We start from the raw sequence: 23438 nt of genomic DNA on the forward strand, positions 1-23438 counted from the left end.
GCTGGGGGAGGGGCTTTTCTTGTTATTGGATTAGTGTATCGATGTTGTCAAGCGTAATGTACTTAACCAGTAATTCACCCCATTTGTCGGCTATCTCTTTCGTGTATACGGATGCCCGATAGATTATTTTGCCGTTTTTGGTGAGCGACACGTCACAAGTGGCATGGTTTTTCACCACTGCGAAGTTGCTGTTGTCGGAACTGTCAATCCACGAAAGTTTGCCTTCCCGCGCTAAACGCCACGCATATTTTTTCAGCTGGGCCACGATGTATTCGCAGAACTGGTCTTCGGTTATTTCAGCCTTCATTGTCGCCTAGCTTATACGAGTCGAGTTGCAGCGGCTTGTTCATCGTTTCCATCGCGGCCAACCGTTCCTTCAATCCGGCGTGACGGTAGTGTTCCACCATTAAGCGGCTGGAATGTCCAACAATCTCTTCCACTAATCCATAATCCACACCCATACTCATGAGTATGGTCACGACCGTATGGCGTGTTTCGTGGCGGCTACGATGTTCCGCATTGGGTACGCCCGCGTTCTCCAAGAGTTGACGGAAGTTTTCAAGGTCTTCCTCCGGTTCGATGGGCGTTCCGTCATCATGCCGGAACAACAATCCATACGGGTTCGGTATGTCATCGGTCGCTTCGAGATACGCTTCGAGCGTTTGAGCCAATGCCGGGATGATCGGCACTTTCCTGCCGCGCTTCGATTTCGGAGGGGTGAGACACCAGCGGCCTGTCAGTTCGATCATGTCGAAGCCGTCTGGAATGCGCCACCGCCATTGAGGACATGCTGCACCACGTCTGAACCCGCATGGGTAGACGCCATGCTTGTCTGGATTGCCGCATCCATGCTCTTTCTTCAGTTCTTCCAGTTTCCAGTTGACGGTGTATTCGCCGTATGGCACGCCGTTCATTTGGCCTAGTTCGAGGTCTTGGATGGATGCGCCGAGTATTTCGCCTGGACGCATACCCGTGCACAGTCTGAACCATTCCTTTGCGGCGTTTCTCACGCCTAGATCGTTGGCGGCTTTCAGGATGCGTTTCGCTTCATCCACGGTGAATGCGGTACGTTCGTTGGCTTCGTTCTTGCGACTGTCCACCAAACTGATGTCCTTGTCCTTCGGCGTGGGGACGCCGCCCATCGGGTTGGTTGGGAGGATGCGATCTGACACCGCTGATTTGCATATCTGGTTCAATGTGGTGTGGACTTGCTTGCGTAGGCTGAGGCTGGCTTTGATACGCTGTTCCTTGCCGTTGACTTTCTTGGTTATGCGTAGGCCGTTGACGATGCGGTCGCACGCTCCGCTGGTCAGGCTCGCCATTTTCTGCCGGTGGTATGGGAGCAGGTGTTTGCGGACGATGGTCCGGTAGTTGGCGAATGTTTTCGGGTCCGCGTCGCGTTGTCTGCGTTCGAGCCATTGTTCGGCGTATGCTCCGAGTGTGATGGAGCTGTTGTTGGCGCTGCCGAATCTGGCCCGTTCCTGTAGTAGTTCCGTCAGTCGCTTGTTGGCGTCAACGTATTTTTTGCAGCTGTATGTTTTGCCGTCAACCTTGAACTCGTAGCTGGTGTAGATTTTTACGGTTCCGTTGGCTAGTTTCTTCTGGCGTTCAACCCGATATGGGTAGACGATGCCGTTTCTTGCTTTGCGTACCATGATTACCTCCTTGCCTCTTTATATTCTCAGACATTCTCAGACTTCCATTTGACCCGCAAGTGATGGTCAAGTAACCCTCAAGTGAGGTTAAACCGTTGAAATAAAGCCGTTTTGCCCAATCGTTCCAAGGAGTATTCTATCAGACTTTCTAACTGTTAATCGGACGGTCACTGGTTCAAGCCCAGTCGCAGGAGCCATATGAAAGCCCTTGGAAATCAAGGGCTTTTTTGTTACTCCAACGAATCAAGCACGTCATCGATCAGCGTACGCTCGTGCGACCCATCGGCTTTGAGTCGAGGGAAACGTCGCAAGACGTTGGCGGGACTCGCGCCGGCCGCACGCGCCACATTCGATTTTGACTCGCCATGGGCCAAAGCCGTTTCCGCAAGACGATCCACCAGCGAGTCCGACACCTTGCGAATCTGCTCGGCAACCCACAGCTGCGCCAGCTCGGGGGAGAGCGCGTAATCGTCCTGCAATTCGCTTGACGCCTCCTGCACGGCCGCCCACAGCACCATAAAAGGCTTCTGATAGTACGTGATTCGATCGTGATCGGACTCGCCTTCCAGCTGCTGCAACGCTTTGCGCTGCGACGTGTTATCGCTCATGCGTTCCATCGTATGCCGCGACATGCCCGGAGCCTGTGGATAACTCATCCTCCGACCACAGGGCCGTTTCGGCTGGACAATCCCATCACCATACTGTCATGCTGGCAATTCACCGCCGCACCGCGCAACAGATCAACAAAGTGACACAGCAATGCAGCAACGCGAAGGAGCCATCATGAACGAACATGAATATCGTCGACGAATCCGACGGAGCAGAATAGTCCAGGAGGAAAAGAAACGCATTCGCCAGCAGTTGCGCCAAATCATGATCGTATGCGCGCTGGCGTGCGTCATACTGCTCTTGTGCTGCCTATGGTCGGCTGAACCGACATATGCGAAAACGAATTCGGGTGGTGTGTCCGGATCCTGCGTAGCCCTGATGCGATGGCCGTTGAACGGCGCGCAGATAGTTGGCAAGTATGACGCGCCGAAACAACAGTGGCTTCCAGGGCATCGGGGCGTTGACTTGCTCGCCGACCAACAGGAAGCCGTCGTCGCGCCTGCAGACGGCGTGATCGCCTTCAGTGGCAGCGTGGGAGGCAAAGCCGTGGTCACCATACGGCATGGAGGCAGCCTCTCCGGACTGACCTCGACGTTCGAGCCAGCCAAGGCGGAACGCGATGTCGGCGCACATGTTGCGCAAGGGGAGCGTTTCGCGCGTGTGGAGGGCGAATCAGACCATTGCGACGATCATTGTCTGCATTGGGGAATCAAATCGGAAGGACGACAATATACCGATCCGGAAAGCAAAACCCGTACGGTGCGAATCGGATTGAAAGTCTTGTGAAACAGGGGTTGGCAGAACCATCGATTTTGTCCATACGTCGTGGCCTCGCCGAAAAAGTGAAGCTCTCAGGCTATGATGCTGCATGTACGACGATTACGCAGGGGAGAAATGCCATGTACAAGGAATACACGCGGCCTTTGGAACAGCAGATTGACACAGACAAAAATATTTTCTCGGTGCTTGAGGAACGAGTGAACCGTACTCCGAACGATTCTTTGGTGGAATACAAGAATGAGCATGGCGAGTGGGCGTCCTTCAGCGCCACCGAGTTCCGAGACAAGGTCATCGCCATCGCCAAAGGCCTGATCGCCCAGGGCATCATGCCCGGCGACTCGGTGTCCATCATCTCTCACACCTGCTGGCAGTGGACTGCGCTTGACGTGGCGATCATGTCGATCGGCGCGCTCACCGTTCCCGTGTACGAGACGAATTCACCCGCGCAGGTTAAAATGATCTTCAACGACGCCAACGTCAAAATGGCGTTCGCGGAAGACGACGCGCAACGCGACAAGATTGAATCCATCAGAAGCGAATGTTCCAATCTTGGTGACGTCTATGTCATCGGACTTGGCGCGATTGACACGATGATCGAATACGGCCATGCCGTGTCCGACGCCGAATTCCAGGAGCGCGAACATGCGGTCAAAGGCTCGGACCTCGCCACCATCGTGTACACGTCCGGTTCCACCGGCACGCCGAAAGGCATTGAGCTCACCCATTCCAATTTCGTGTTCATCACCTATTCCGGCATCAACTCCATGCCTGATATCGCGATGAAGCCGAACCGTCGTCTGCTGCTGTTCCTTCCGCTGGCACATGTGTTCGCCCGCTACATGCAGTTCTTCTGCTTCGCCGGCAATGTTTCGCTTGGCCTGTCCGGCAACCTGAAGACGATCCTGGCTGATTTCAAGGCGTTCAAGCCGACATTCATCCTTGCCGTGCCGCGTATCTTCGAAAAGATCTACAATGCGGCGTCGCAGAAGGCCGGTGCCGGCCTCAAAGGACGTATTTTCGCAGGTGCCACGCAGACGGCGCGCGACTGGTCGCACGCACAGCAGTCGGGCGAAGGCATTCCGGTTGTCTTGAATCTCAAGCATGCGTTGTACAACAAGCTGGTGTACTCCTCGATCATGGACGTGTTCGGCGGTCATGTGGAATACGCGGTTTCCGGAGGCGCTCCGCTTGATTCATCCATCGCGCATTTCTTCAATGGCGTCGGACTGCCGCTGCTGGAAGGCTACGGCATGACCGAAACCTGCGCTCCGTCAAGCGTCAATCCGACCTCCGGATACAAGATTGGCACCATCGGGCTACCGCTGCAGGGCGTGACCATGGGCGTCGATGAGGAAGGCGAACTGTGCATCAAGAGCCCGGCCGTATGCGCCGGCTACCACAACAATCCCGACGTCACCAAGCAGCAGATCGTCGACGGCTGGCTACATACCGGTGATCTTGGTTCCATCGACGACGAAGGCTTCGTCTCCATCGTCGGACGCAAGAAGGACCTCATCATCACCGCCGGTGGTAAGAACGTCTCTCCAGGCGAAATGGAAGCGTCGATCATGACGTCGCCCGTGGTGAGCCAATGCGTGATGATCGGCGACCGCAAGCCATTCATAGCGGCCATCATTTCGTTGGATCTTGGCGAAACGAACGCATGGCTTGCGTCGAAGGGCGCGGAATGCGTGGCATCCCTCGAGGAGGCCTCCCGCAATCCGATCGTGCGCGCCGAAGTGGAACGTGTCGTCAACAAAGCCAACGAGCTCGCATCCCGTGCCGAATCGATCCGTAAGTTCGAAATCGTGCCGGACGAGTTCACCGAAGAAAACGGCTTGGTCACGCCGAGCATGAAGGCACGCCGTCAGGCGGTGGTTGATCACTACCGCACGTTGATCGACACCGTCATCTACGTTCCGAAGAAGTAGAATGCGATGACCGTCGGTAGGAATGTACCGGCCGCAACATAAAAGCTGGCTTCCGTCGCAGCGGTTCGACGGAAGCCAGCTTTTTCTATCTCTTGTCGGATTTCCTATGCCGGATAATCCGAATTACCTTGTTGCCGGTTTACAAGCCTGCTTCGGCGAGCGAGATATATCCCGGTTCGATCAGCGTTTTCTTCAGATTGCTGGCACTGACCGCAAGCGCCTCTTCTTGGATGGTCGGCACTTTCTTGTCTTCCATGGCGACGGATGAGATGAACGTCAGCTTCGCAAGTTTGCCCGACGTGTTGAGCTGCACGCAGGTCTGTGCGATGTCGGATGCCAAGGTCTTGCGCTTTTCCAAAGCGGTCATCCACTGTTTGCCGTTCACGATATTCGGTATGGAACTGACATAGGCCCCGTATCCGGTGATGATCGGCCATTGCGAGTTCTGCTCGTCAAGGGAATCGCTGGTATCCTCCGTATCGGAATCGCCGCCATCGGATTCAGGCGCCTGCGCAGGATCGGGAACGGACTGTTTTTTCAGGTCTTTCTTGCCGGTGATATTATCTACGATGCCGGAAATGGTGATGGATGGGTTGATGTCGGCCGCCGAACCGGTGTATCCAAGATCGTTGAGCTCTTCGGAAACATAGCCAGCCACATAATCATTGCAGGAGATGATGCCGTCGATGCGGGTATGACGCGATGTGTCCTTGTCCATGCCGAGACGTTCGGCGAGCGTGGATTTGACCCGCTCGCTTTTCGCCGAGTCGAACGCCACGGACACCCAATCGGATTCCGTGCTCGACGAGGTCAGCGTTCCGGATGGGGAAACGGCCTTCCCGTCTTTGAAATACGGTCCAAGCACCGACCAAATGCCTTTGAACACGTCTTGCGCGAAAGTCGCGTCCGCTGTGCTGCCGCTTTCATCGGTGGCATCGTAGGGGAGTAGCACTTCGATATGCTTCGGATTGTCGGAGCTGGTTTTGTCGAGTTCAAGCTTGCTGACCAACTGCTTGGCCTGCAGTTGGCCCACTTGCTCGGCCGTGGTCATCGGTGCGTACACATCCGGAGTGAAACCCTGCAGCGTGTTCGACACTAACACGACTTTCATGCCCTCGTTTTGAGCGAGCTGCAATGCGGAGACCAAACGTTCCGCGGATTGGGCGTAGTCCTGGGTGTCTTCGTCGGAGGAGTTCCCATTCCACGTGATGGCGTGCGACGCGTAGTCTCCATACTGGCGGTCGGATTCGGTGATGTCGGCCACCGGCGCCACTACCAGAGTGGTTTTGTCGGAGGAATCTTCATCGTCGCTGGTGTTGTTGACGTGGTCCACCACATAATCCTGCACGCTTTGGCTTTGCTTGTCGAGGCTCGACGCCGTTTTGACGGTGATGTTGGAGCCTTTGACGTCGTTGTCTTTCAAAGATGAGACTATTTCCGGCACTAATTTTTCCCATTTGCTCAAAGGCGTCTGCTGGGAGATGGTGATGCCATCCGAAGGGGTGAAGATCACCACGTTACCGGCATCGACGGTAGTGGTGGTGCCGGTGGAGCCCGCTTCATGCGATTGCGTTTCATTGTCGGATGAGCAGGCGCCCATGGCCATGATGAGTGAGGTCGATGCCAACAGTGCGAACAGACGTTTCGTCACGGTCGTGCGGTGCAGTGTCATGCCGTTTCCTTCATGAAAATCGAATGATGATTCCTATGCTGAGCTCCGATTGTAATATCTGGACGTCAAAAAGGGCTGGATATGCGTGTGAACCATACATATCCAGCCCTTTGAGCCTGCTGCTGGCCGTTCAGCCAAAGGTTATTCGGCTAAGAATCATTCGGCCAGAGCCTTGGCGAGATTCTCGTCCAAAGCGTTCATGAAGCCTTCGGTGTCAAGCCAAGCCTGATCCGGACCGACGAGCATGGCGAGATCCTTGGTCATCTGGCCGCCTTCAACGGTAGACACGATGACCTTCTCCAATGTTTCGGCGAAATACTTGACTTCCGGAGTGTTATCCAAGTCGGCGCGGTGCTTGAGACCGCCGGTCCAAGCGAAAATCGATGCGATCGGATTGGTGGAGGTCTTCTCGCCCTTCTGCCAGCGGCGGTAGTGGCGGGTCACAGTGCCGTGTGCGGCCTCGGCCTCGACGGTCTGGCCGTCAGGTGTCATGAGCACGGAGGTCATGAGGCCGAGAGAGCCGAAGCCTTGCGCCACGGAATCGGACTGCACATCGCCATCATAGTTCTTGCAGGCCCAAATGTAGCCGCCATGCCACTTGAGGGAGCTGGCCACCATGTCGTCAATCAAACGATGCTCATAGGTCAGGCCCGCTGCGGCGTACTTGTCTTTGTATTCGTTTTCGAACACTTCGGCGAACGTATCTTTGAATTGGCCGTCGTATGCCTTGAGAATCGTGTTCTTGGTGGAAAGATACACCGGATAGCCGCGCATCAGACCATAGTTAAAGCAGGCGCGGGCGAAACCACGGATGGAATCGTTCACGTTGTACTGCACCTGGGCCACGCCGCCGTCGGCACCATAGTTGTACACGACATGTTCGATCGGCTCGGAACCATCTTCCGGAGTGAAGGTGACGGTGAGCGTGCCTGCCCCCGGAACCTTGAAATCAGTGGCCTTATATTGGTCGCCGAAAGCATGGCGGGCCACTACGATCGGCTTGGTCCAGCCGGGAACCAGGCGCGGAACGTTGCTCATCACGATCGGCTCGCGGAAGATGGTTCCGCCGAGAATATTGCGGATGGTGCCATTGGGGGACTTCCACATCTTCTTTAGGCCGAATTCCTTGACACGCGCCTCGTCCGGTGTGATGGTGGCGCACTTCACGCCGACATGTTCACGCTGGATGGCCTTCGCCGCGTCGACGGTCACCTGATCGTCGGTGGCATCGCGGTTTTCGATGCCGAGATCGTAATATTCGAGATCCACGTCGAGGTATGGAAGGATCAGGCGATTCTTGATGTCTTTCCAGATGACGCGGGTCATTTCGTCGCCGTCGAGTTCGACGACCTTGCCTTCGACCTTGATTTTGGCCATGTGTTGCCCTCCTGTCGGGATTGAAGGTGATAAGTTCCTGTCTTATAACAAACGTGTTAACGACACCTGTTAATGTCCAAAAAACTGGGCGATGGCAGGTGACACGCTCTTGCGTACTGTCATTGCTGAGCATTAGCCTTGAGAACATGTCTCAGGAAATTGAAATCGGTTTGGGCAAGAAGGGCCGTCTGGCATACTCTCTGGACGACGTTTCCATCGTTCCCTCCCGTCGTACTCGTGATCCGCAGGATGTGTCTACCTCTTGGCAGGTTGACGCCTATGAATTTGATGTGCCGGTCATCGGTGCGCCGATGGATTCGGTGACCAGCCCGGCCACTGCCATCGCCATGGGCAAGATGGGCGCGCTCGGTGTGCTCGACCTTGAAGGCCTGTGGACCCGCTACGATGATCCGCAGCCGCTGCTCGACGAAATCGCAGAGCTGCCGGCTGAACGCGCGACCGAGCGCATTCAGCAGATCTACGCCGAGCCGATCAAGCCGGAGCTCATTGTCGAGCGACTGCATGAGATTCGCGATGCTGGCGTCACCGTTGCGGGCGCACTGTCCCCGCAACGCACGCAGGACTATTATTCGACCGTGCTCGAAGCGGGCGTCGACCTGTTCGTCATCCGTGGCACGGTCGTTTCCGCCGAGCATGTCTCTCAGGATCACGAGCCGTTGAACCTGAAGAAGTTCATCTACGATTTGGATGTGCCCGTCATCGTCGGAGGTGCCGCCAACTACACCGCGGCCCTGCATCTGATGCGTACCGGCGCGGCCGGTGTGCTTGTCGGCTTCGGCGGCGGCGCAGTATCCGCGAACCGCAACACCATCGGTGTCCACGCTCCGATGGCCACCGCCATCGCAGATGTGGCGGAAGCACGCCGTGACTACATGGACGAGTCCGGCGGCCGTTACGTCCAAGTGATTGCCGATGGCGGCATGGGCGACTCCGGCAGCTTCATCAAGGCGTTCGCGCTTGGTGCCGATGCCGTGATGCTTGGCTCCCCGCTGGCTCGTGCCGAGGAAGCTCCGGGCAAGGGCATGCATTGGGGTGCCGAGGCCCGTCATCAGACGCTTCCGCGCGGCTTCCGCACGAATGTCGGCACCGTCGGCACTCTGGAAGATATCATGTTCGGCCCCAGCCACAATGCGGACGGCACCACCAATTACATTGGCGCGCTCCGTCGTGCCATGGCAACCACCGGCTATGTCGATCTCAAGAGCTTCCAGCGTTGCCCGGTCACGGTCGCTCCGACCCGCTGAACGAGCTTTGCGGTAAAGCCTGAATAACGGTTCATTGATCCTGCAGTGTCATGCTGCAGGATCTTTTTTGTTGTGTTTCCCCGGTTAAGAAAGTCAGGTTGGAATGATTAAGTTATACATCGCAAATGAAGTAGCGGAGGTGAGATGAATGGCAGCGCGTAGAAGTGGCGATCCCCGACGTTTGGACCCGTTGTCCGGACGATTCACGGATTACATCGTGATCGATACGGAAACAACCGGATTGAGTGTGCGCAAAGGCGCCAGGCTCATTGAGATCGGCGCGGTCAAAATTCACAATGATGAGCTGGTCGACGAATTCGACCAGCTCATCAACCCGTTCGAACACGTCCCGTCAAGAATCACTGGTTTGACGGGAATCGACGATGGCATGCTGCTCGGCAAACCGGATGTGCGTGAAGCCATGGATGAGTTTGCACGCTGGTGTTCGGACACAGCCGTGGTCATGGCGCACAATGCGTCCTTCGACATGTCGTTCCTCGACAATGCTGTACAGCTCGCTTACTCGGAGCGTGACGCGCGCTTTGCGCACCATTTCGTCGACACGTTAGACCTCAGCCGTCGACTGCATCCGGAAAAACGAAGCCACAAGGTTTCCACCCTCATCGTCGACTACCACATCGCCGACATGGAGGAGCACCGCGCATTGTCCGACGCCAGGCAGGAGTGGATGCTGTATCGCGCCATGCGTGACGAGGCCGAGCTGCTCGGCATGCTCTGACAGCCTAACGTCGTTCGAACACTTCGATCCGGTATTCTCCCACAGGTGTCTGTTGATTTGTGGATGGATTATTTGTTTGGCTTCGTGCCGCAGCAGGCGTCATCTCCGCTGGCGGAGAGCACTGCATTGGGAGCGAAGTTCAGGGTGAAACCGCTCTGTTGTTGGGAGACGTTGGCTGAATCGGATTTGGCGTCATTCGTGATATTTGCCCTCTGCGAGGGCTCTGTCCCGGTTAGAGCCTGCGTGGCGGTTTGCCTGAATCGTTCGCCGTCGTTGAGGTCGTCGGAGTATTCTTTGCGCCCATAGTAGAGGTCGGCATCCAGCTGATGCTCGGTCTGCGCGACGATTACTGCGGTATTGGCTGCACCTGCGACATTCAGCGCGGTGCGCCCCATGTCGACGATCTGGCTGATCGGCTGGCTGATCGCGATGAATGGAATCGGCAGACCAGCTGCGGCGAACAATGAGGTGGCGGTGATGGTGGCAGTGCCGGGCACGCCCACGGTTCCTATTGAGACCAGCAGCGTAAGCACCACGAGGAACAGGTATTGTGCGGGGGAGTAGTTCAGCCCTTGCGCATGGACGGCGAACACCGCCAGCAGCATCGGCCATACGCCTGCGCATCCGGGCATGCCGAGGTTAGCTCCCAGTCCGGCAACGAACGAGGCGATATCTCCTGGAACGCCTGCGCTACGTAACTGACGCACGGTGACTGGAATCGTGCCGATGCTGCTTTCCGAGGTGAACGCGACCACTCCGGCAGGAAAGAACGCTTTGAAGAAGTGGATTGGATTCAACTTCGTTACGGCCGCGAGGACCAGCGGCTGCACGAGGAACAGCTGCAGAACGATTGCGATGTAAGCGACCACCAAGGCGAGGATCAGCGGTAGCAAGGTGGATACGTCGCTACCGCTCACCGCTTCGGCGATAAGGGAAAGCACCGCGTATGGAGTGAATCCGACGACGATTTGGGTTGCTTTGGAGAAGACCACATTGCCTGCGTCGATGAAAGTTTTGAACGGAGCGACTGCCGAACGTCCTTTGTCTGTAGATGCGGCTGCGTTGTATGCAAGGGCCGTCAGGATGGCGAACAGCACGATAGGGACGACTTGGTTGTTAGCCCAGCTGTCCGCGATGTTGTGTGGAAACAGGTTGATGATGGTGTCGAGAACGGCAGGAACGTCATGTTGTTTGTAGTCGCTCGGCAAGGTGTAGTGGAAACCACGCCCCAGCTGGAACGCTTGTGACAGGATTAGAGTAAGTAGTGAAGCCGTCGCGGTGTTAAGCAGCAGGAAGAATACGGTTTTCGCACCAATATTCTTTAAGCGTATGGATTCTCCAAGGTTCGTGATGCTGGAGATGATGCTGAACAGCAGCAGCGGAACCACCAGTGCGGTAATTGCGTTGGACCAGATGGAACCTACCGCGCCGACATAATCAGTGTGGCCTTTGAAAGCGATTCCCAAAATGATACCGAATACCGTTGCAAGCAGCACTCGTGTAGTGAATCCTGCGTTTTTCTTATGTTTGAGGAACGATAGGACGGCGAACAGGAACGCGGCTACGCCGAGCGCGATCCAATCGTATGCGATATCTGACATTATTGCTATTCCCTTCCCAAAAATGATGATGCGTTACGTGAGATACCCCCACGTTCATGTCGGACATCAATCTATCCGCTCGTTCTTCGGCGCAACGCCTTGTGGCTATTGCCGTTTTCTATAGTCGTTTATCACACGGCAGTCATTCCAAGGCGTACAGGCTGACATTCCAGTGTTCCGTAAGTCGTTCCAAGACGTGGTTGTTTTGCGTTTAGGGAGGGCTCGTTTTAATATGGAGCGTCGGATGACTGGCTTCGTGTCTGAATTTGTTAGGTCCTGAGGAATTGGAGATTAGACATGGCATTAAGCGCCGCGATTATTCTTGCGGCGGGTGAGGGTACCCGCATGCGTTCCAACAAGCCGAAAGTGCTGCACACTTTGGCTGGAAAGACGTTTTTGAACCGTGTGATGGATTCCGTGGCAGCGCTCGACCCTGAAACGTTGGCCGTGGTCGTGCACTACCAGGCGGAACGAGTCGCCGAAGCGGCCCGCTCCTACAATGAGCATGTCACCATTGTCAACCAGGATGACATTCCCGGCACCGGACGAGCCGTGCAGTGCGCCATGACGCAGTTGAAGGAGCAAGGCGGTCTTGACGGCTCGGTACTGATCGCAGCTTCGGATATGCCGTTGCTCGACGCCGACACGTTGAACCAGCTGCTTGCCTTCCATGAGCAGAGCGGCAATGGTGCCACTGTGCTCACCACCATTCTTGACGATCCTACTGGCTATGGCCGCATCATCCGCGACAGCGAAGGCAACGTGCTGCGCATTGTGGAACAGAAGGACGCCAACAGTAGCGAACTGGCCGTGCATGAAGTGAACACGTCCGTCTACGTGTTCGACGCCAAACTGCTGGCTGAAGCGATCGCCAACCTCAAATCCAACAATGCTCAGGGCGAGTTCTACCTGACCGACGCACTCGAAACCGCCAAAGCCAACGGTGCCGTCGGTGCGTTCGCCGCCCCCGACCCGTTGAGCGTCGAAGGTGTCAATGACCGCGTGCAGCTTGCGGCGCTTGCCAAAGCCCACAACAAGCGTGTCTGCGAGCGTTGGATGCGTGAAGGCGTGACTATTCTCGACCCTGAAACCACGTGGATCGAAGATGACGTGCGTATCGAACGTGATGCCGTGATCCTTCCCGGATGCTTCCTCGAAGGCAATACGGTGATTGGCGAGGGCGCGCAGGTCGGTCCATACACGACGCTTATTAGTGCGGTCATCGATGCCGATGCCCATGTGGAGCGTTCCCGCGTGCAGGAGAGCCACATTGGCCGCGCCGCCAACATCGGCCCGTGGACGTACTTGCGCCCGGGCAACGATCTTGGTGAAGAATCCAAGGCCGGTGCCTTCGTGGAAATGAAGAAGGCACACATCGGCAACGGCACCAAGGTGCCGCATCTGAGCTATGTGGGCGACGCCGACTTGGGCGAGCATACCAACATCGGCGGCGGTACCATCACTGCCAACTATGATGGCGTGCATAAGCACCACACCACCATCGGATCGAACGTGCACGTCGGTGCCGGCAACCTGTTCGTGGCTCCTGTCGAAGTCGGCAACGGCGTCACTACCGGCGCTGGTTCCGTGGTCCGCCACGATGTTCCGGACGATTCCATGGTTTATTCCGAAAATACACAACATGTAGTAGAGGGCTGGAAGCCCGAATGGGAGCGCTGAATATGCCGGCAGTACAAGATTCCATCGACGCCATCCGCATCGCCGCAGCCGCGGCTGACCGTATGAAGGCCACGGACCTTATAGCCTTCGACGTCACCGAACCATTGGCCATTACCGACGCGATGCTCGTCGCCACCGCTTCGAACGAACGTCAGGTGTTGGCCGTCGCCGAAGAAATCGAAAAGGACCTGTATCTCAAAAGCGGTAAGCGCCAGCCGCGTTCCCGCGAAGGCCTGACCGAAGGCCAGTGGGTGCTGCTCGACTACGGTGATTTCGTGATTCACGTCATGCATCAGGAATCTCGTGACTTCTACCGTCTCGAACGCCTGTGGAAGGATTGCCCAAGCATCGATCTGCAGCTCGAACATCCTGAAACCTCCGACGAAGAGACCACGGAAACCGCGGAATAACACGTACGAACATGCCTTCACGTTTGGATGCGGAAGGCATGTTTTCATATCAAGCGAAATAGTATTCGCAAATTCCATAATCGAGAAAGCAACGGAGAACAGCAGTATGCCTCGAAACGTTGAACTTGAGCATAACAGCGCAGTACCGGAACATGTGCACGCCATCACGCTGGTGCGTCACGGGCGCACTGCCTACAATGCGCAACATCGTCTGCAAGGCCAGATCGACATTCCCCTCGACGAAGTAGGCCAGTGGCAGGTTCGTCAAACAGCGGTCGCATTGCGTGAACTGTATGTTGACCGTCGCCCCGATATTCCGAACCGGCTGGTCGTATGCTCTGATCTGGGGCGTGCCTCTGCCACGGCGCATGCGTTTGCCGATCCGCTCGGGCTGGAGGTGCATCCGGACGCCCGCGTGCGCGAACGCAGCTTCGGAGACTGGGAAGGCATTCCCGTCGAGGAGCTTGCGCAGCGGTATCCGGAAGACTATCGCTCCTGGGCCGAGTTCCGCGGCGGTGAACTTAAATACGGTGCGGAACCCAAGGAAGAGGTGGGGCGTCGTGGCGTTGAAGCGTTGAACGATTGGGCGTTCCGTGCCGGATCCGACACGGATCTGTACGTGTTCTCGCATGGTGCATGGATTTCCCAAACGTTGCAGACGCTGCTGGGAATGGCGGATGTGCATAGCGATTTCGCCGACATTTTGTCGATGCGCAACGCTCACTGGGTACGGCTCATTCCATTGGAGATCGGTTCCACATTGCGTTGGCGTTTGATGGACTACAACCATGGTCCCGCCATTGCCGATTCCGAGGAATGGGAACATCCCAACCTGTAGCCAGTCTGCAAGCGTCGTCATGTAATAGCTGGTCGCTGTTTTTTCAAGCTTTTCACAGAATCGCCAGTACTTTCATAGCGAAATTAGCTATCGTCATGGCTTGTGAAAAACTTTTTTAAGGGAATCTCTTTTTCGTCGATTTGCGCGGGCGCGCTGGCGGCGGTCACGTCATTCCTACTTTCTGCGAAAATCGGTATCGCGGGATCGGTGATTGGCGTGGCTGCGGGCTCGGTTGTTTCCGCGGTTGCCACGCAGGTGTACAAGAACGTTTTGAAGGCGTCGGGGGAGAAGATCCAACAGGCCGTGCCGTTACCGTCAAGTAGTGATGCGGCTGCGGATGAAACGCAGGTGCTTGGCTCTTCTACGAAGGGTGACGAGACGAGGATTATCGGATCGTCTCCTGTTGCGTTGGATGCCACGATGGTATTGTCCAATGATGCGACTGCGGTAGCGCCGTCCCTCTCGCAGCGTGTCATTTCCTCCGAGCAGGAGGATGAGGATGCTACCCGCGCGCTTGGTGATATTGCCGGAGCGGGGGAAACTTCCGTATTCCCGAACGGGCAACGTGGTGTTGGTAGCGCTAGCATCGCCAACGAAAAATCCACTGCTCGTAACGCGCGTGATGTCCGAGTGCAGCATGCGGGACAGCGTTCCTCGAATTGGTTGCATAGCAAACACGCTCCGGCGATCATCGCATTCGTCAGCGCTTTGGTTGGTGTTGGAGTGAGCGCGGGATTGATTCTCGCTTTCACCGGCGGTCAGGGAACGGATACCGTGGTGCGTAATGTGGTACATGAAAAGGTTGTGCCTTCGCATGAAAACACTGGCGATTCCGGATTCGGTAATGAGCAGGCTCCTGCGCAGAAGCCCAAGTCCGATTCCACGGATTCGAATGATGAAACCACCACGGGAGGCAGCGACAAGACCACCAGCGGTTCCACCGACTCGTCCACTTCCAATGGCACGTCAAGCAATACCACCAATGGTTCCACGTCCGGAAACAGCGGATCGTCATCTGATAATTCCAGCAACGGTCCCAGCCAGACCGGGACGGACACGTCCAACGGTACCAGCTCGAACGGAGGCACGTCAGGCACCACTGGTGATGGTTCATCATCGGGAACTGGAAGTAGTGGCACTGACGGATCGACAGGTACTGGCACATCGGGATCCACCAACGGTACTACCGGTTCTACAGGAGACGCAAGCAGCAACTAGCATTACTGGTGTTGCACATTCCATGTCGCCCGCATAGTGTGATTGCATATGACGTTTTCCCCAAGCGGACGACACGCCGGAAGTTGCATGGCTCATGTCTGTGATGTACCTTATATGAGGTTTGCAGAGCAGACTTCGGGGCTATGGCGCAGCTGGTAGCGCATCTCCATGGCATGGAGAGGGTCAGGGGTTCGAATCCCCTTAGCTCCACCCATCATCGAGGGCCACTCCGTAAGGGGTGGCTTTTTTCATTGAGACGCTGTTTCGCGGAAGTGCTTGCCGAACCTCAAAAACGTCTTAAGGTGGTGGAAACCGGTTATAAGGTGGTACGAAGGTGGTAAAGAAGCGGGCCTTCCGCGACGATGCAGCGAACCTTCGGCAAGGATCGTATACAAGCCGAACAAGCAGACGCATGAACGACCCGCGTCGGCAGAGGCGTTAGTGACGGACGGTAGAGCCGACATGGGCTTATTGTTGATTTTCATTCATAGATGCTCTGTCTTGTCTTCTGAGTGCTTCTAATTTATAATTCTCATAAAATATAAATAACTTTTTGAAAGCAGTGACCGTCATGAGCATGGAATACAGGACTTTGGCGCGGCTGTTCCACGCCGACAGGAGTACGGACTCCTACGCCAACCACGACCGGCTCGTCAGACAACGCCTCGAAGCGGACTCCACATTCACAACCGGAATCGGCACACCCTTGGGCGAACTGTTCATCGCCACGCCGCGCTGCGTGTGCATGCTCACACAGAAGGTGCTCCTCGCCGAACGCCGGGTATCGGCCATGTGGCGGAGTATCCCAGGAGTCATGCGGTGGAACTACATCTACCACGCCATATCCGAGGAATTGCTCGCCACCAACGAGATGGAGGGGGTCAGGTCGACGCGGAAGGAGACGGAAGCCGCCGTGGCCGCAGCCCGGCAGGCCAGGACCGAGGGCGACATGGAGAAGGCCAGGTTCGGCGAGTTCGCGAAACTGTATCTCAACCTCACCAATCGCGACGTTGAACTGCCCAAGACTCTCGAAGACATCAGGGACATCTACGATAAGATAGCCCTCGACGAGATCGACGACAAGGACAGGCCCGACGGGGAGCTGTTCAGGAAAGGTGATGTCGAGGTCCAAGGACCGCACGGCACCGTCATCCACAGCGGCGTCAGCAGCGAGGCGCGGATATCAGCGCTGCTCGCACAGATGATGGACCTCGCCCGGTCGGATACCATACCATTCTTGCAGCGGGCGATAGCCAGCCACTTCCTGTTCGAATACATCCACCCGTTCTACGACGGCAACGGCAGGACAGGCAGGTATCTGCTCGCGCTCTATCTCAGCCACGACCTCACTCTGCCCACCGTGCTGTCCCTCTCCAGGACGATCGCGGAGAACAAGAACGAATACTACAAGGCGTTCACTGAGGCCGAGGGCAAACTCAACAGCGGGGAACTCACGTTCTTCGTATACACCATCCTCGGACTCATCGAACGGGCGCAGGAATCCCTGATTGAGGAGCTCGGCATCAAAATCGACCAGCTCGACAAGGCGACCGTCCTGCGTGATGAGCTACGGAGGGAACATGCGCTGTCCACGAACGCGACCCTGCTTCTCTACGCAGTCATGCAGGAGGAGCTGTTCGACACCACCAAGTCCATGATGCTCGAAGATGCAGGCGGCGACCTTATGCTGACGAAACAGACGATCCGCAAATACGTGGACGAGCTGGCGGGCGCGAGCCTCATCGAGTTCACAGGAAGACGCCCTCTCAGATTCAGGGCCTCCGAAGCGCTGCGCACGCGCATACAAGCAAAGCGAGAATGGGGGATGGAATGAAATGCCTTTGTACTTTCTCTGTCAGATACTGTCTGACATATCTAAGTCAGCAAACAAGAATTGCCACATCGCAAAAAGCCCAGGCTAAATCGGAAATGTCTGAATCTGCATAAATTCTTTTGAGAGAAAAACCATCAATGGAATAAAGAAATTCACACACAATATCTAAACCGAGTACGAATAGCGGCATGCCGTAGGCTTTGTCTTTGAACCCATTGCGAATCAACTTGACGTGCATATCGTCTGGCAGATACTGCTGATGCCAATCCAAAATCAATCCTTTCTTTTCCATGATTGATTGGATAGCGGATGATCGTGGTTTGACGCCTCAGCAAAGTGCGGAACAGGTGCTATCTCTCCTAAATGTGTTTTCAGATGAGGCACGTATGTGATGTTATTCACGTTGGGCGAACATGCGTTGTGGGGTTTCTTGCCGTAATCTGAAAGTATGTCCGCATTCCATGGGCATGCAAACGAAAGGACGGCATCATGGCAGATCTCACCGATGAGATGAAGGAATTTCTCAACAGCAACCTCGCATGGGTGGCCACCATCAGCAAAGAAGGCCAGGTTGATCTCGGACCGAAAATGAGCATGTTTATCATCGACAGCAACCATATCGGCTACCACGAGCGCACCGCGGGCCAAACATACCGTAACCTGCTTGACGGCAGCGATCTGGTCGTCGCGGTCGCCAATCTTGAACAGAAGAAAGGCTACCGCTTCCGTGGCAACGTCGTGCTTCATTCCGACGATGCGATCTATGACGAGCAGGTCAAGGTCGCTGAGGAACGCGGTACGAAAAAGCCGGTGACCATTCCGGTTCTGGAGATCACGGAAATTCAGGATCTCACCCCGGGCGCTACGGCAGGCAAAACCATCGTCAAGGACTGATCAGTTCCATACTGAACCAGTCGAAACGACAATATCGGAGAACCGCAGACGGGACTGTATGTCCGGTCTGCGGTTCGCTGTTATCGGAACGGAAGATCGCGAATCTGCAGCATATCGTTCGCGGCGGTTCGATCATGGATTCCTATACGGCAGCTGCATGCATGGGTTGTGGATAAGTGTGGATAAGTGTTCGCTCATCCACTTATCCACAGATTTTCTTAAGGAGGTGGCGGGCGAATATTGGTTTCTGCCATGCTGGCTGCACGCATAAGCGAAGACGCCTATGCGACAACCAACAACCAAAGAAGGTGAACCATGACACAACGCATCATACGCCGCCGATGTGCAGCATTCCTCGCCATTGGCGCGATGTTGGCTCTCGCTATGCCGAGCACGGCCCAAGCTGCTCCACAATTGGCCGATCTGGACGTCAAACAGTCCATGAGCGTGAAAGCAAGCAGCGGGGAAAGCCTTGAAGGCAAGGACCTCCGCGCCATCCAACTCGCCACATACACTGCGGCAAGCGTGGACGGCAACACGATCGTCGGCTATGATCTGACCACGAACACGGCATTGGCGTCAGATATCACCGCGGCGGCCAAAACAGCCGGAGCCACCGACGCGAATCTCACCGTCAACGGCAAAAACGATCCGATGGTGTGGGTGGTGAAAAATCTGACCGACTCACGCAGCGATCCGTGGAGCGGAAAGCTACGCAACTTCTGCAATAGTCTCGCCAAACAAACCAACTTCGCCAAACAGGAGGGAACGGCGGTCTCCACGCTCAGCCAAGACAAAACCACCATGTCGACCGGCAACGTGCTCGTGCCGGGAATCTACGCCATCGTGGACCGTACACCGGCAACAACCACGCCAAGCAGTGGAACCGCCGTCAAAACAACCGCGTCCATCATGATGATGAACGGCACCGCGGTCAACGGCATCAGCCAACTGCGCACGGCCAATGGCACGACCTTGACGCTCGGACAGGTGATCTACAAGGTATCCAGCGTGGAAACACCCGATAAAAAAGTCAATGTCGGCAGCACGTGGAAAGACAGCGCATCCGAAGCGATAGGCAAGAACCTGACCTACCGCGTGACGCAGAAAATACCCAACTGGACAGGCTACGACCACTACTATCTCGCGTTGAACGACAAGCTCGGCGCAGGCCTCGACTATGGTTCGCTCACTTCAATCACCGTCGGCGGCAAAACATTGGCAAGCACGTTCTACAAGGAAAACGTCAACGGCAAAACCGTCAGCTGGCTGTTCGGCGTCAACGGAGACATCCTCGCCTCGGACGCATCAAAGGCAGCCCTACCGGTCGGCGCGACGATCACCGTCACCTACACGGCCCGCCTCAACGGCAACGCGGTCATCGGAAGCCCCTGCAACGTCAACTCCATCGACCTGGAATACTCCCACAACCCCAACGCATGGCAGGACCACAACAACCAGCCCGGCAACGAGGTCAAAGTCTGCACCGGTGAAATCGCATTGCGCAAGGTCGACGCCAAAAACCAAAAGCTCACCGGCGCGAAATTCACCATCGCCCAGGGCACCAACGACAAAACACCTTTGAAACTCGTGTCACTCGGCGACGGCAGCTACCGCCTCGCCACCAATGGCGACACCACAACCACCACCACGTTCGAAGCCGGAGAAACCAAAATCCAAGGACTCAAAGGCACATACACCATCACCGAAACACAAGCGCCCCAAGACTACTCGTCGCTCATGCTGCCCAGCGCAGTCGTCACCGTCAACGTTGATGACGCCACCATGACGTGGAGCATCGACGTCAAATCCGATCCCAACAACCTCATCAAAAAAGATGACAGCCACACCGTGGCCGTCACCAACATCCGCACTATCACCGAAATACCGTTGACCGGCGCCGCAGGATTGACCATGCTTTTCAGCATCGCAGCGCTCCTCTTCATAGGAGGCATCGTAATGCTGCGCATGTGCAAATCAGCCGACGACCGCTAACCGGCATCCAACGATAGGAAACACATGACGGTTCCCACACACGGCAAACCCCGACACAAAAGCACGTCGGCAAAACACAACATCATCCGATGGTGCGTGGGAACCGTCATGCTCACCGCAACGGCACTCATCATCAGCATCCCCCTGATCATGCGCACCGAAGACAACATCCAACAAGCAGCCAACGTCAAAGCGTACGCAGCCACCGTCACCAACACCACAGACACGGCAATCCAAGAAAGCAAACGGCAGGCGAAACTCTACAACGCACGCCTCGCCAGCCGAACCGACAATCAAACCGACAACCAGACAAAACATGAAGCCCCAACACAAAACCCCATCGAATACAACCAACAACTCGTCATCCCGCCCAGCGACATCATGGCAACCATCAACTACCCAAAACTCGGCATCAACCTACCCATACGCCACGGAACAAGCGAACAAACGCTCGCCATCGGCGCCGGACACTGGGCGGGAACATCACTGCCGATCGGGGGAGTAGGAACCCACACCGTCATCACCGCACATCGAGGACTCGCCGACAAACTCATGTTCACCAAACTCGACCAAGCCCGCGAAGGCGATGAATTCACCATCACCACCCTCGGTGAAACCCTCACCTACCAAGTGCAAACCATCCGCACCATCACCCCAGACGATTTCACTTGGATAAACAAGCGCGACAACACCGCCGATCGGGCCACGCTCATGACCTGCACCCCATACGGCATCAACACACACCGACTCCTCGTCACAGGAACACGCATCCCAAACCACGACGAATGCCTGCCCGAAACAGGCTGCCTCACCGACGGAACACTCGCCATCACAGCGTTCGCGCTCACCACCGTATGGGCAATCATCATCGCGCTCGCACGCCACAGTTACAATGAGATGCATGATCGACGAAGTATTGTTCCTACGCCACGGACGCACCGCCTACAACCTCGCAAGACGGCTACAAGGCCAAATCGACATTCCCCTCGACATCGTCGGCAGGTGGCAGGCCGACCAAAGCGCTTATGAACTCGCCAAAACATACTATTGGGCGAAGGTCGCGCACCTCGCCGGCCATAATGACGAACTCGCCCAACCCGCATACGAGGGCGCGTATCTCGCTGATCTCAACGAAATCAACGAGGCGCCGGCCGCAAGACGACGCATGGTCGTCGTGTCGTCAGACCTTTTCCGCGCCCAACAGACCGCTCACGCCATCGCCGACCTTCTCGGACTTGACGTAGCCCTCGACCCACGCCTGCGCGAACGCAGCTTCGGCGAATGGGAGGGCATGACCCGTGAGGAGATTCTCGAACAGTACGCCGACGACTACCATTCATGGCGTGCCCACACCGGAGGCGAAACCAAGCATGGCGTCGAAAGCCGTCGGCATACCGGCCAGCGTGGCGTCCAAGCCATCCGAAGCATCATCGCCGAACATGTCGGCGATACCACGCCAACCACGCTGCTCGTCGTCGGCCACGGATCATGGATCGTGGCTACCGTCGCCGTGTTGCTCGACATGGATCCGGATGATCTCAACAATCTCGGCGCCATGCGCAACGCCTTCTGGACGCGGATGAGCGTCGATGCAAGCCGTGGCCCCGCCGAACCCGACACATGGCAGTGGAAGCTCGACACCTTCAACCAAGGTCCGGCCATCGCCGCGCTTACGGACTGGGAAAACGGGCCGAAGGAATTGCGCGGCCCGAACATGCCGTTATGGAAGCCCATCAGGCAGTGATATGCAGTGGCATGCGGTAACCCACGGTGGCCGTTACTCACCGTGGGCGCATGCAGCGAACATGAATTCTCGATGAAATCTCCGGCTCGTGGTCCGCTAGCTCTCAAGGTTGGACTATCCTAAATAAGGTTGTTTGCCCGAATGGTCCACGAACGGTCTCAAAAGACTGATTGCAGGAGACGTTGGATTCGGGCTGCCGTACAGCGATAGAACGTTGGAAAGCGCGAAAGGCGGGTGAGAGACATGTTGAGAATGTTCAGAACGATTAACGGTCAGGTGGAGCAGATTCAAAAACCCGAAAACGGATCCTGGTTATGCCTTTCGGATCCGACCGATGTGGAGCTCGCCAACGTTTCCATGGAAACCGGCGTCGATCTCGCCGACTTGCGCGCCCCGCTTGATGACGAGGAACGGTCCCGTGTGGACGTGGAAGACGATTACACGATGATCATCGTCGACATTCCAACCGTCGAGGAGCGTGGCGGGCGAGACTGGTACGAGACCATCCCGTTGTCGATCATCATCACGCAGTCGTCCATCATCACCGTCTGCATGCAGGACACTCCGGTGCTGCACCCGTTCATGGAAGGCACGATCCGCGGTTTCAACACGTATATGAAAACGCGTTTCATCCTGCAGATCCTGTACCGCAACGCCACCATGTATCTGCGGTATTTGCGCATCATTGACCGTGAAAGCGACAAGCTCGAACTCAAACTGCGCCATTCCATGCAGAATCGTGAGATTCTCATGCTGCTCGAATTGAGTAAGACGTTGGTCTACTTCACCACGTCGCTCAAGTCGAACGAAATCGTGATGGAAAAGCTGACCACGCTGCCGCGCATCAAGCAGTATCCGGAAGACGAGGATCTGCTCGACGACGTCATCACCGAAAACAAGCAGGCTATCGAGATGGCCAACATCTACAGCGGCGTTCTTGCCAACATGACCGACGCGTTCGCGTCGATCGTGTCGAACAATCTGAACAACGTGATGCGCATCTTCACGATCATCTCCATCACGCTGTCGATTCCGACATTGATCTTCTCGATGTACGGCATGAATTTCCAGGAGGGCATGCTGGGCATGCCGTTGACAGACAAGCCGTGGGGCTTCGCCGTGATCATCGGAATCTCGCTGGTCGTTTCGGCCATCGTCACCTGGTTCCTGACACGTTCACGCATGTTCAAGTAGAA

At 56.1% G+C, this 23438-nt stretch carries 21 protein-coding genes and 1 tRNA gene; 15 read left to right on the forward strand and 7 right to left on the reverse strand.

Annotated features, from left to right (window positions below; genetic code table 11):
* Positions 1–22: 22 nt before the first annotated feature.
* The 3 genes from AH68_RS05100 to AH68_RS05110 all read right to left on the reverse strand — a co-directional run bounded on the left by AH68_RS05100 (position 23) and on the right by AH68_RS05110 (position 2263).
* Positions 23–307: a hypothetical protein gene (locus AH68_RS05100; RefSeq protein ID WP_039198217.1), complete on the reverse strand. Its 285-nt coding sequence runs from the start codon at positions 305–307 to the stop codon at positions 23–25.
* The gene (locus AH68_RS10285) at positions 297–1655 is read right to left on the reverse strand and encodes a tyrosine-type recombinase/integrase (protein WP_039198219.1); all 1359 of its coding nucleotides are present in this window, start codon (positions 1653–1655) and stop codon (positions 297–299) included. Before AH68_RS10285 ends, AH68_RS05100 begins: the two co-directional genes overlap by 11 nt.
* Before the next feature lie 230 nt (positions 1656–1885).
* Positions 1886–2263, reverse strand: coding sequence for a transcriptional regulator (locus AH68_RS05110; protein ID WP_173405846.1), 378 nt, complete (start codon positions 2261–2263; stop codon positions 1886–1888).
* 175 nt (positions 2264–2438) lie between these two features.
* On the opposite strand from AH68_RS05110, the gene AH68_RS05115 reads away from it, so the two are divergent.
* Complete coding sequence (locus tag AH68_RS05115) at positions 2439–3050, forward strand: M23 family metallopeptidase (RefSeq protein ID WP_039198224.1); 612 nt, start codon at positions 2439–2441, stop codon at positions 3048–3050.
* A gap of 113 nt (positions 3051–3163) precedes the next feature.
* Complete coding sequence (locus AH68_RS05120) at positions 3164–4975, forward strand: AMP-dependent synthetase/ligase (RefSeq protein ID WP_039198226.1); 1812 nt, start codon at positions 3164–3166, stop codon at positions 4973–4975.
* Positions 4976–5114: 139 nt separating this feature from the next.
* Here the strand turns inward: AH68_RS05120 and AH68_RS05125 are convergent, their stop codons facing one another.
* Entirely contained in the window at positions 5115–6647 is a 1533-nt protein-coding gene (locus AH68_RS05125) for a type 1 periplasmic-binding domain-containing protein (protein WP_039198228.1), read from the reverse strand.
* A 156-nt stretch (positions 6648–6803) separates the two neighbouring features.
* Positions 6804–8024: an NADP-dependent isocitrate dehydrogenase gene (locus tag AH68_RS05130; RefSeq protein WP_003834925.1), complete on the reverse strand. Its 1221-nt coding sequence runs from the start codon at positions 8022–8024 to the stop codon at positions 6804–6806.
* A gap of 146 nt (positions 8025–8170) precedes the next feature.
* Between AH68_RS05130 and AH68_RS05135 the strand changes: the two genes are divergently transcribed.
* Positions 8171–9289 carry a GuaB3 family IMP dehydrogenase-related protein gene (locus AH68_RS05135; protein WP_033501244.1) on the forward strand — a complete coding sequence of 373 codons (1119 nt, stop codon included), beginning with the start codon at positions 8171–8173 and terminating at the stop codon, positions 9287–9289.
* A gap of 148 nt (positions 9290–9437) precedes the next feature.
* Complete coding sequence (locus AH68_RS05140) at positions 9438–10028, forward strand: 3'-5' exonuclease (RefSeq protein WP_039198231.1); 591 nt, start codon at positions 9438–9440, stop codon at positions 10026–10028.
* A gap of 68 nt (positions 10029–10096) precedes the next feature.
* Here the strand turns inward: AH68_RS05140 and AH68_RS05145 are convergent, their stop codons facing one another.
* Positions 10097–11629, reverse strand: a complete 1533-nt coding sequence (locus tag AH68_RS05145) for a dicarboxylate/amino acid:cation symporter (protein ID WP_039198233.1) — start codon at positions 11627–11629, stop codon at positions 10097–10099.
* Positions 11630–11926: 297 nt separating this feature from the next.
* Here AH68_RS05145 and glmU point away from each other — a divergent pair, with 297 nt between their 5' ends.
* The 6 genes from glmU to AH68_RS05175 all read left to right on the forward strand — a co-directional run bounded on the left by glmU (position 11927) and on the right by AH68_RS05175 (position 17609).
* Positions 11927–13309, forward strand: a complete 1383-nt coding sequence (glmU, locus tag AH68_RS05150; RefSeq protein WP_039198235.1) for a bifunctional UDP-N-acetylglucosamine diphosphorylase/glucosamine-1-phosphate N-acetyltransferase GlmU — start codon at positions 11927–11929, stop codon at positions 13307–13309.
* Positions 13310–13311: 2 nt separating this feature from the next.
* On the forward strand, positions 13312–13719 hold the full coding sequence (rsfS, locus tag AH68_RS05155) for a ribosome silencing factor (RefSeq protein ID WP_144245707.1): 408 nt from the start codon (positions 13312–13314) through the stop codon (positions 13717–13719).
* A 106-nt stretch (positions 13720–13825) separates the two neighbouring features.
* A complete protein-coding gene (locus AH68_RS05160; RefSeq protein ID WP_039198239.1) occupies positions 13826–14557 on the forward strand; it encodes a histidine phosphatase family protein in 732 nt (243 codons plus the stop codon).
* A 102-nt stretch (positions 14558–14659) separates the two neighbouring features.
* Positions 14660–15775, forward strand: a complete 1116-nt coding sequence (locus tag AH68_RS05165) for a hypothetical protein (protein ID WP_039198241.1) — start codon at positions 14660–14662, stop codon at positions 15773–15775.
* Positions 15776–15912: 137 nt separating this feature from the next.
* A tRNA-Ala gene (locus AH68_RS05170) sits at positions 15913–15985 on the forward strand.
* 361 nt (positions 15986–16346) lie between these two features.
* Positions 16347–17609 (forward strand): Fic family protein, encoded by a 1263-nt coding sequence (locus AH68_RS05175; RefSeq protein ID WP_052189164.1) that lies wholly within the window; start codon positions 16347–16349, stop codon positions 17607–17609.
* 46 nt (positions 17610–17655) lie between these two features.
* Here the strand turns inward: AH68_RS05175 and AH68_RS05180 are convergent, their stop codons facing one another.
* Complete coding sequence (locus AH68_RS05180; RefSeq protein ID WP_039198243.1) at positions 17656–17901, reverse strand: hypothetical protein; 246 nt, start codon at positions 17899–17901, stop codon at positions 17656–17658.
* Between the two features lie 197 nt (positions 17902–18098).
* On the opposite strand from AH68_RS05180, the gene AH68_RS05185 reads away from it, so the two are divergent.
* The 5 genes from AH68_RS05185 to AH68_RS05205 all read left to right on the forward strand — a co-directional run bounded on the left by AH68_RS05185 (position 18099) and on the right by AH68_RS05205 (position 23436).
* On the forward strand, positions 18099–18503 hold the full coding sequence (locus AH68_RS05185) for a pyridoxamine 5'-phosphate oxidase family protein (protein WP_039198245.1): 405 nt from the start codon (positions 18099–18101) through the stop codon (positions 18501–18503).
* Between the two features lie 315 nt (positions 18504–18818).
* Positions 18819–20498 carry an isopeptide-forming domain-containing fimbrial protein gene (locus tag AH68_RS05190; RefSeq protein WP_039198247.1) on the forward strand — a complete coding sequence of 560 codons (1680 nt, stop codon included), beginning with the start codon at positions 18819–18821 and terminating at the stop codon, positions 20496–20498.
* Positions 20499–20606: 108 nt separating this feature from the next.
* On the forward strand, positions 20607–21527 hold the full coding sequence (locus tag AH68_RS10290; protein WP_236682463.1) for a class C sortase: 921 nt from the start codon (positions 20607–20609) through the stop codon (positions 21525–21527).
* Positions 21415–22242 (forward strand): histidine phosphatase family protein, encoded by an 828-nt coding sequence (locus tag AH68_RS05200; protein WP_081995943.1) that lies wholly within the window; start codon positions 21415–21417, stop codon positions 22240–22242. Before AH68_RS10290 ends, AH68_RS05200 begins: the two co-directional genes overlap by 113 nt.
* Before the next feature lie 243 nt (positions 22243–22485).
* Positions 22486–23436, forward strand: a complete 951-nt coding sequence (locus tag AH68_RS05205) for a magnesium transporter CorA family protein (protein WP_039198252.1) — start codon at positions 22486–22488, stop codon at positions 23434–23436.
* The last annotated feature ends 2 nt before the right edge of the window (positions 23437–23438 follow it).

The organism is Bifidobacterium catenulatum PV20-2, assembly GCF_000800455.1.
GTDB classification, from domain to species: domain Bacteria; phylum Actinomycetota; class Actinomycetes; order Actinomycetales; family Bifidobacteriaceae; genus Bifidobacterium; species Bifidobacterium kashiwanohense_A.

What these genes read in the sequence shown, in the direction of transcription:
- AH68_RS05205 (WP_039198252.1), top strand. Translation starts at nt 22,486, where the DNA reads ATGTTGAGAATGTTCAGAACGATTAACGGTCAGGTGGAGCAGATTCAA.
- AH68_RS05115 (WP_039198224.1), top strand. Translation starts at nt 2,439, where the DNA reads ATGAACGAACATGAATATCGTCGACGAATCCGACGGAGCAGAATAGTC.
- AH68_RS05180 (WP_039198243.1), bottom strand. Translation starts at nt 17,901, where the DNA reads ATGGAAAAGAAAGGATTGATTTTGGATTGGCATCAGCAGTATCTGCCA.
- AH68_RS05145 (WP_039198233.1), bottom strand. Translation starts at nt 11,629, where the DNA reads ATGTCAGATATCGCATACGATTGGATCGCGCTCGGCGTAGCCGCGTTC.
- AH68_RS05160 (WP_039198239.1), top strand. Translation starts at nt 13,826, where the DNA reads ATGCCTCGAAACGTTGAACTTGAGCATAACAGCGCAGTACCGGAACAT.
- AH68_RS05190 (WP_039198247.1), top strand. Translation starts at nt 18,819, where the DNA reads ATGACACAACGCATCATACGCCGCCGATGTGCAGCATTCCTCGCCATT.
- rsfS (WP_144245707.1), top strand. Translation starts at nt 13,312, where the DNA reads ATGCCGGCAGTACAAGATTCCATCGACGCCATCCGCATCGCCGCAGCC.
- AH68_RS05125 (WP_039198228.1), bottom strand. Translation starts at nt 6,647, where the DNA reads ATGACACTGCACCGCACGACCGTGACGAAACGTCTGTTCGCACTGTTG.
- AH68_RS10285 (WP_039198219.1), bottom strand. Translation starts at nt 1,655, where the DNA reads ATGGTACGCAAAGCAAGAAACGGCATCGTCTACCCATATCGGGTTGAA.
- AH68_RS05175 (WP_052189164.1), top strand. Translation starts at nt 16,347, where the DNA reads ATGAGCATGGAATACAGGACTTTGGCGCGGCTGTTCCACGCCGACAGG.
- AH68_RS05110 (WP_173405846.1), bottom strand. Translation starts at nt 2,263, where the DNA reads ATGAGCGATAACACGTCGCAGCGCAAAGCGTTGCAGCAGCTGGAAGGC.
- AH68_RS05135 (WP_033501244.1), top strand. Translation starts at nt 8,171, where the DNA reads ATGTCTCAGGAAATTGAAATCGGTTTGGGCAAGAAGGGCCGTCTGGCA.
- AH68_RS05140 (WP_039198231.1), top strand. Translation starts at nt 9,438, where the DNA reads ATGGCAGCGCGTAGAAGTGGCGATCCCCGACGTTTGGACCCGTTGTCC.
- AH68_RS10290 (WP_236682463.1), top strand. Translation starts at nt 20,607, where the DNA reads ATGCTCACCGCAACGGCACTCATCATCAGCATCCCCCTGATCATGCGC.
- AH68_RS05185 (WP_039198245.1), top strand. Translation starts at nt 18,099, where the DNA reads ATGGCAGATCTCACCGATGAGATGAAGGAATTTCTCAACAGCAACCTC.
- glmU (WP_039198235.1), top strand. Translation starts at nt 11,927, where the DNA reads ATGGCATTAAGCGCCGCGATTATTCTTGCGGCGGGTGAGGGTACCCGC.
- AH68_RS05100 (WP_039198217.1), bottom strand. Translation starts at nt 307, where the DNA reads ATGAAGGCTGAAATAACCGAAGACCAGTTCTGCGAATACATCGTGGCC.
- AH68_RS05120 (WP_039198226.1), top strand. Translation starts at nt 3,164, where the DNA reads ATGTACAAGGAATACACGCGGCCTTTGGAACAGCAGATTGACACAGAC.
- AH68_RS05130 (WP_003834925.1), bottom strand. Translation starts at nt 8,024, where the DNA reads ATGGCCAAAATCAAGGTCGAAGGCAAGGTCGTCGAACTCGACGGCGAC.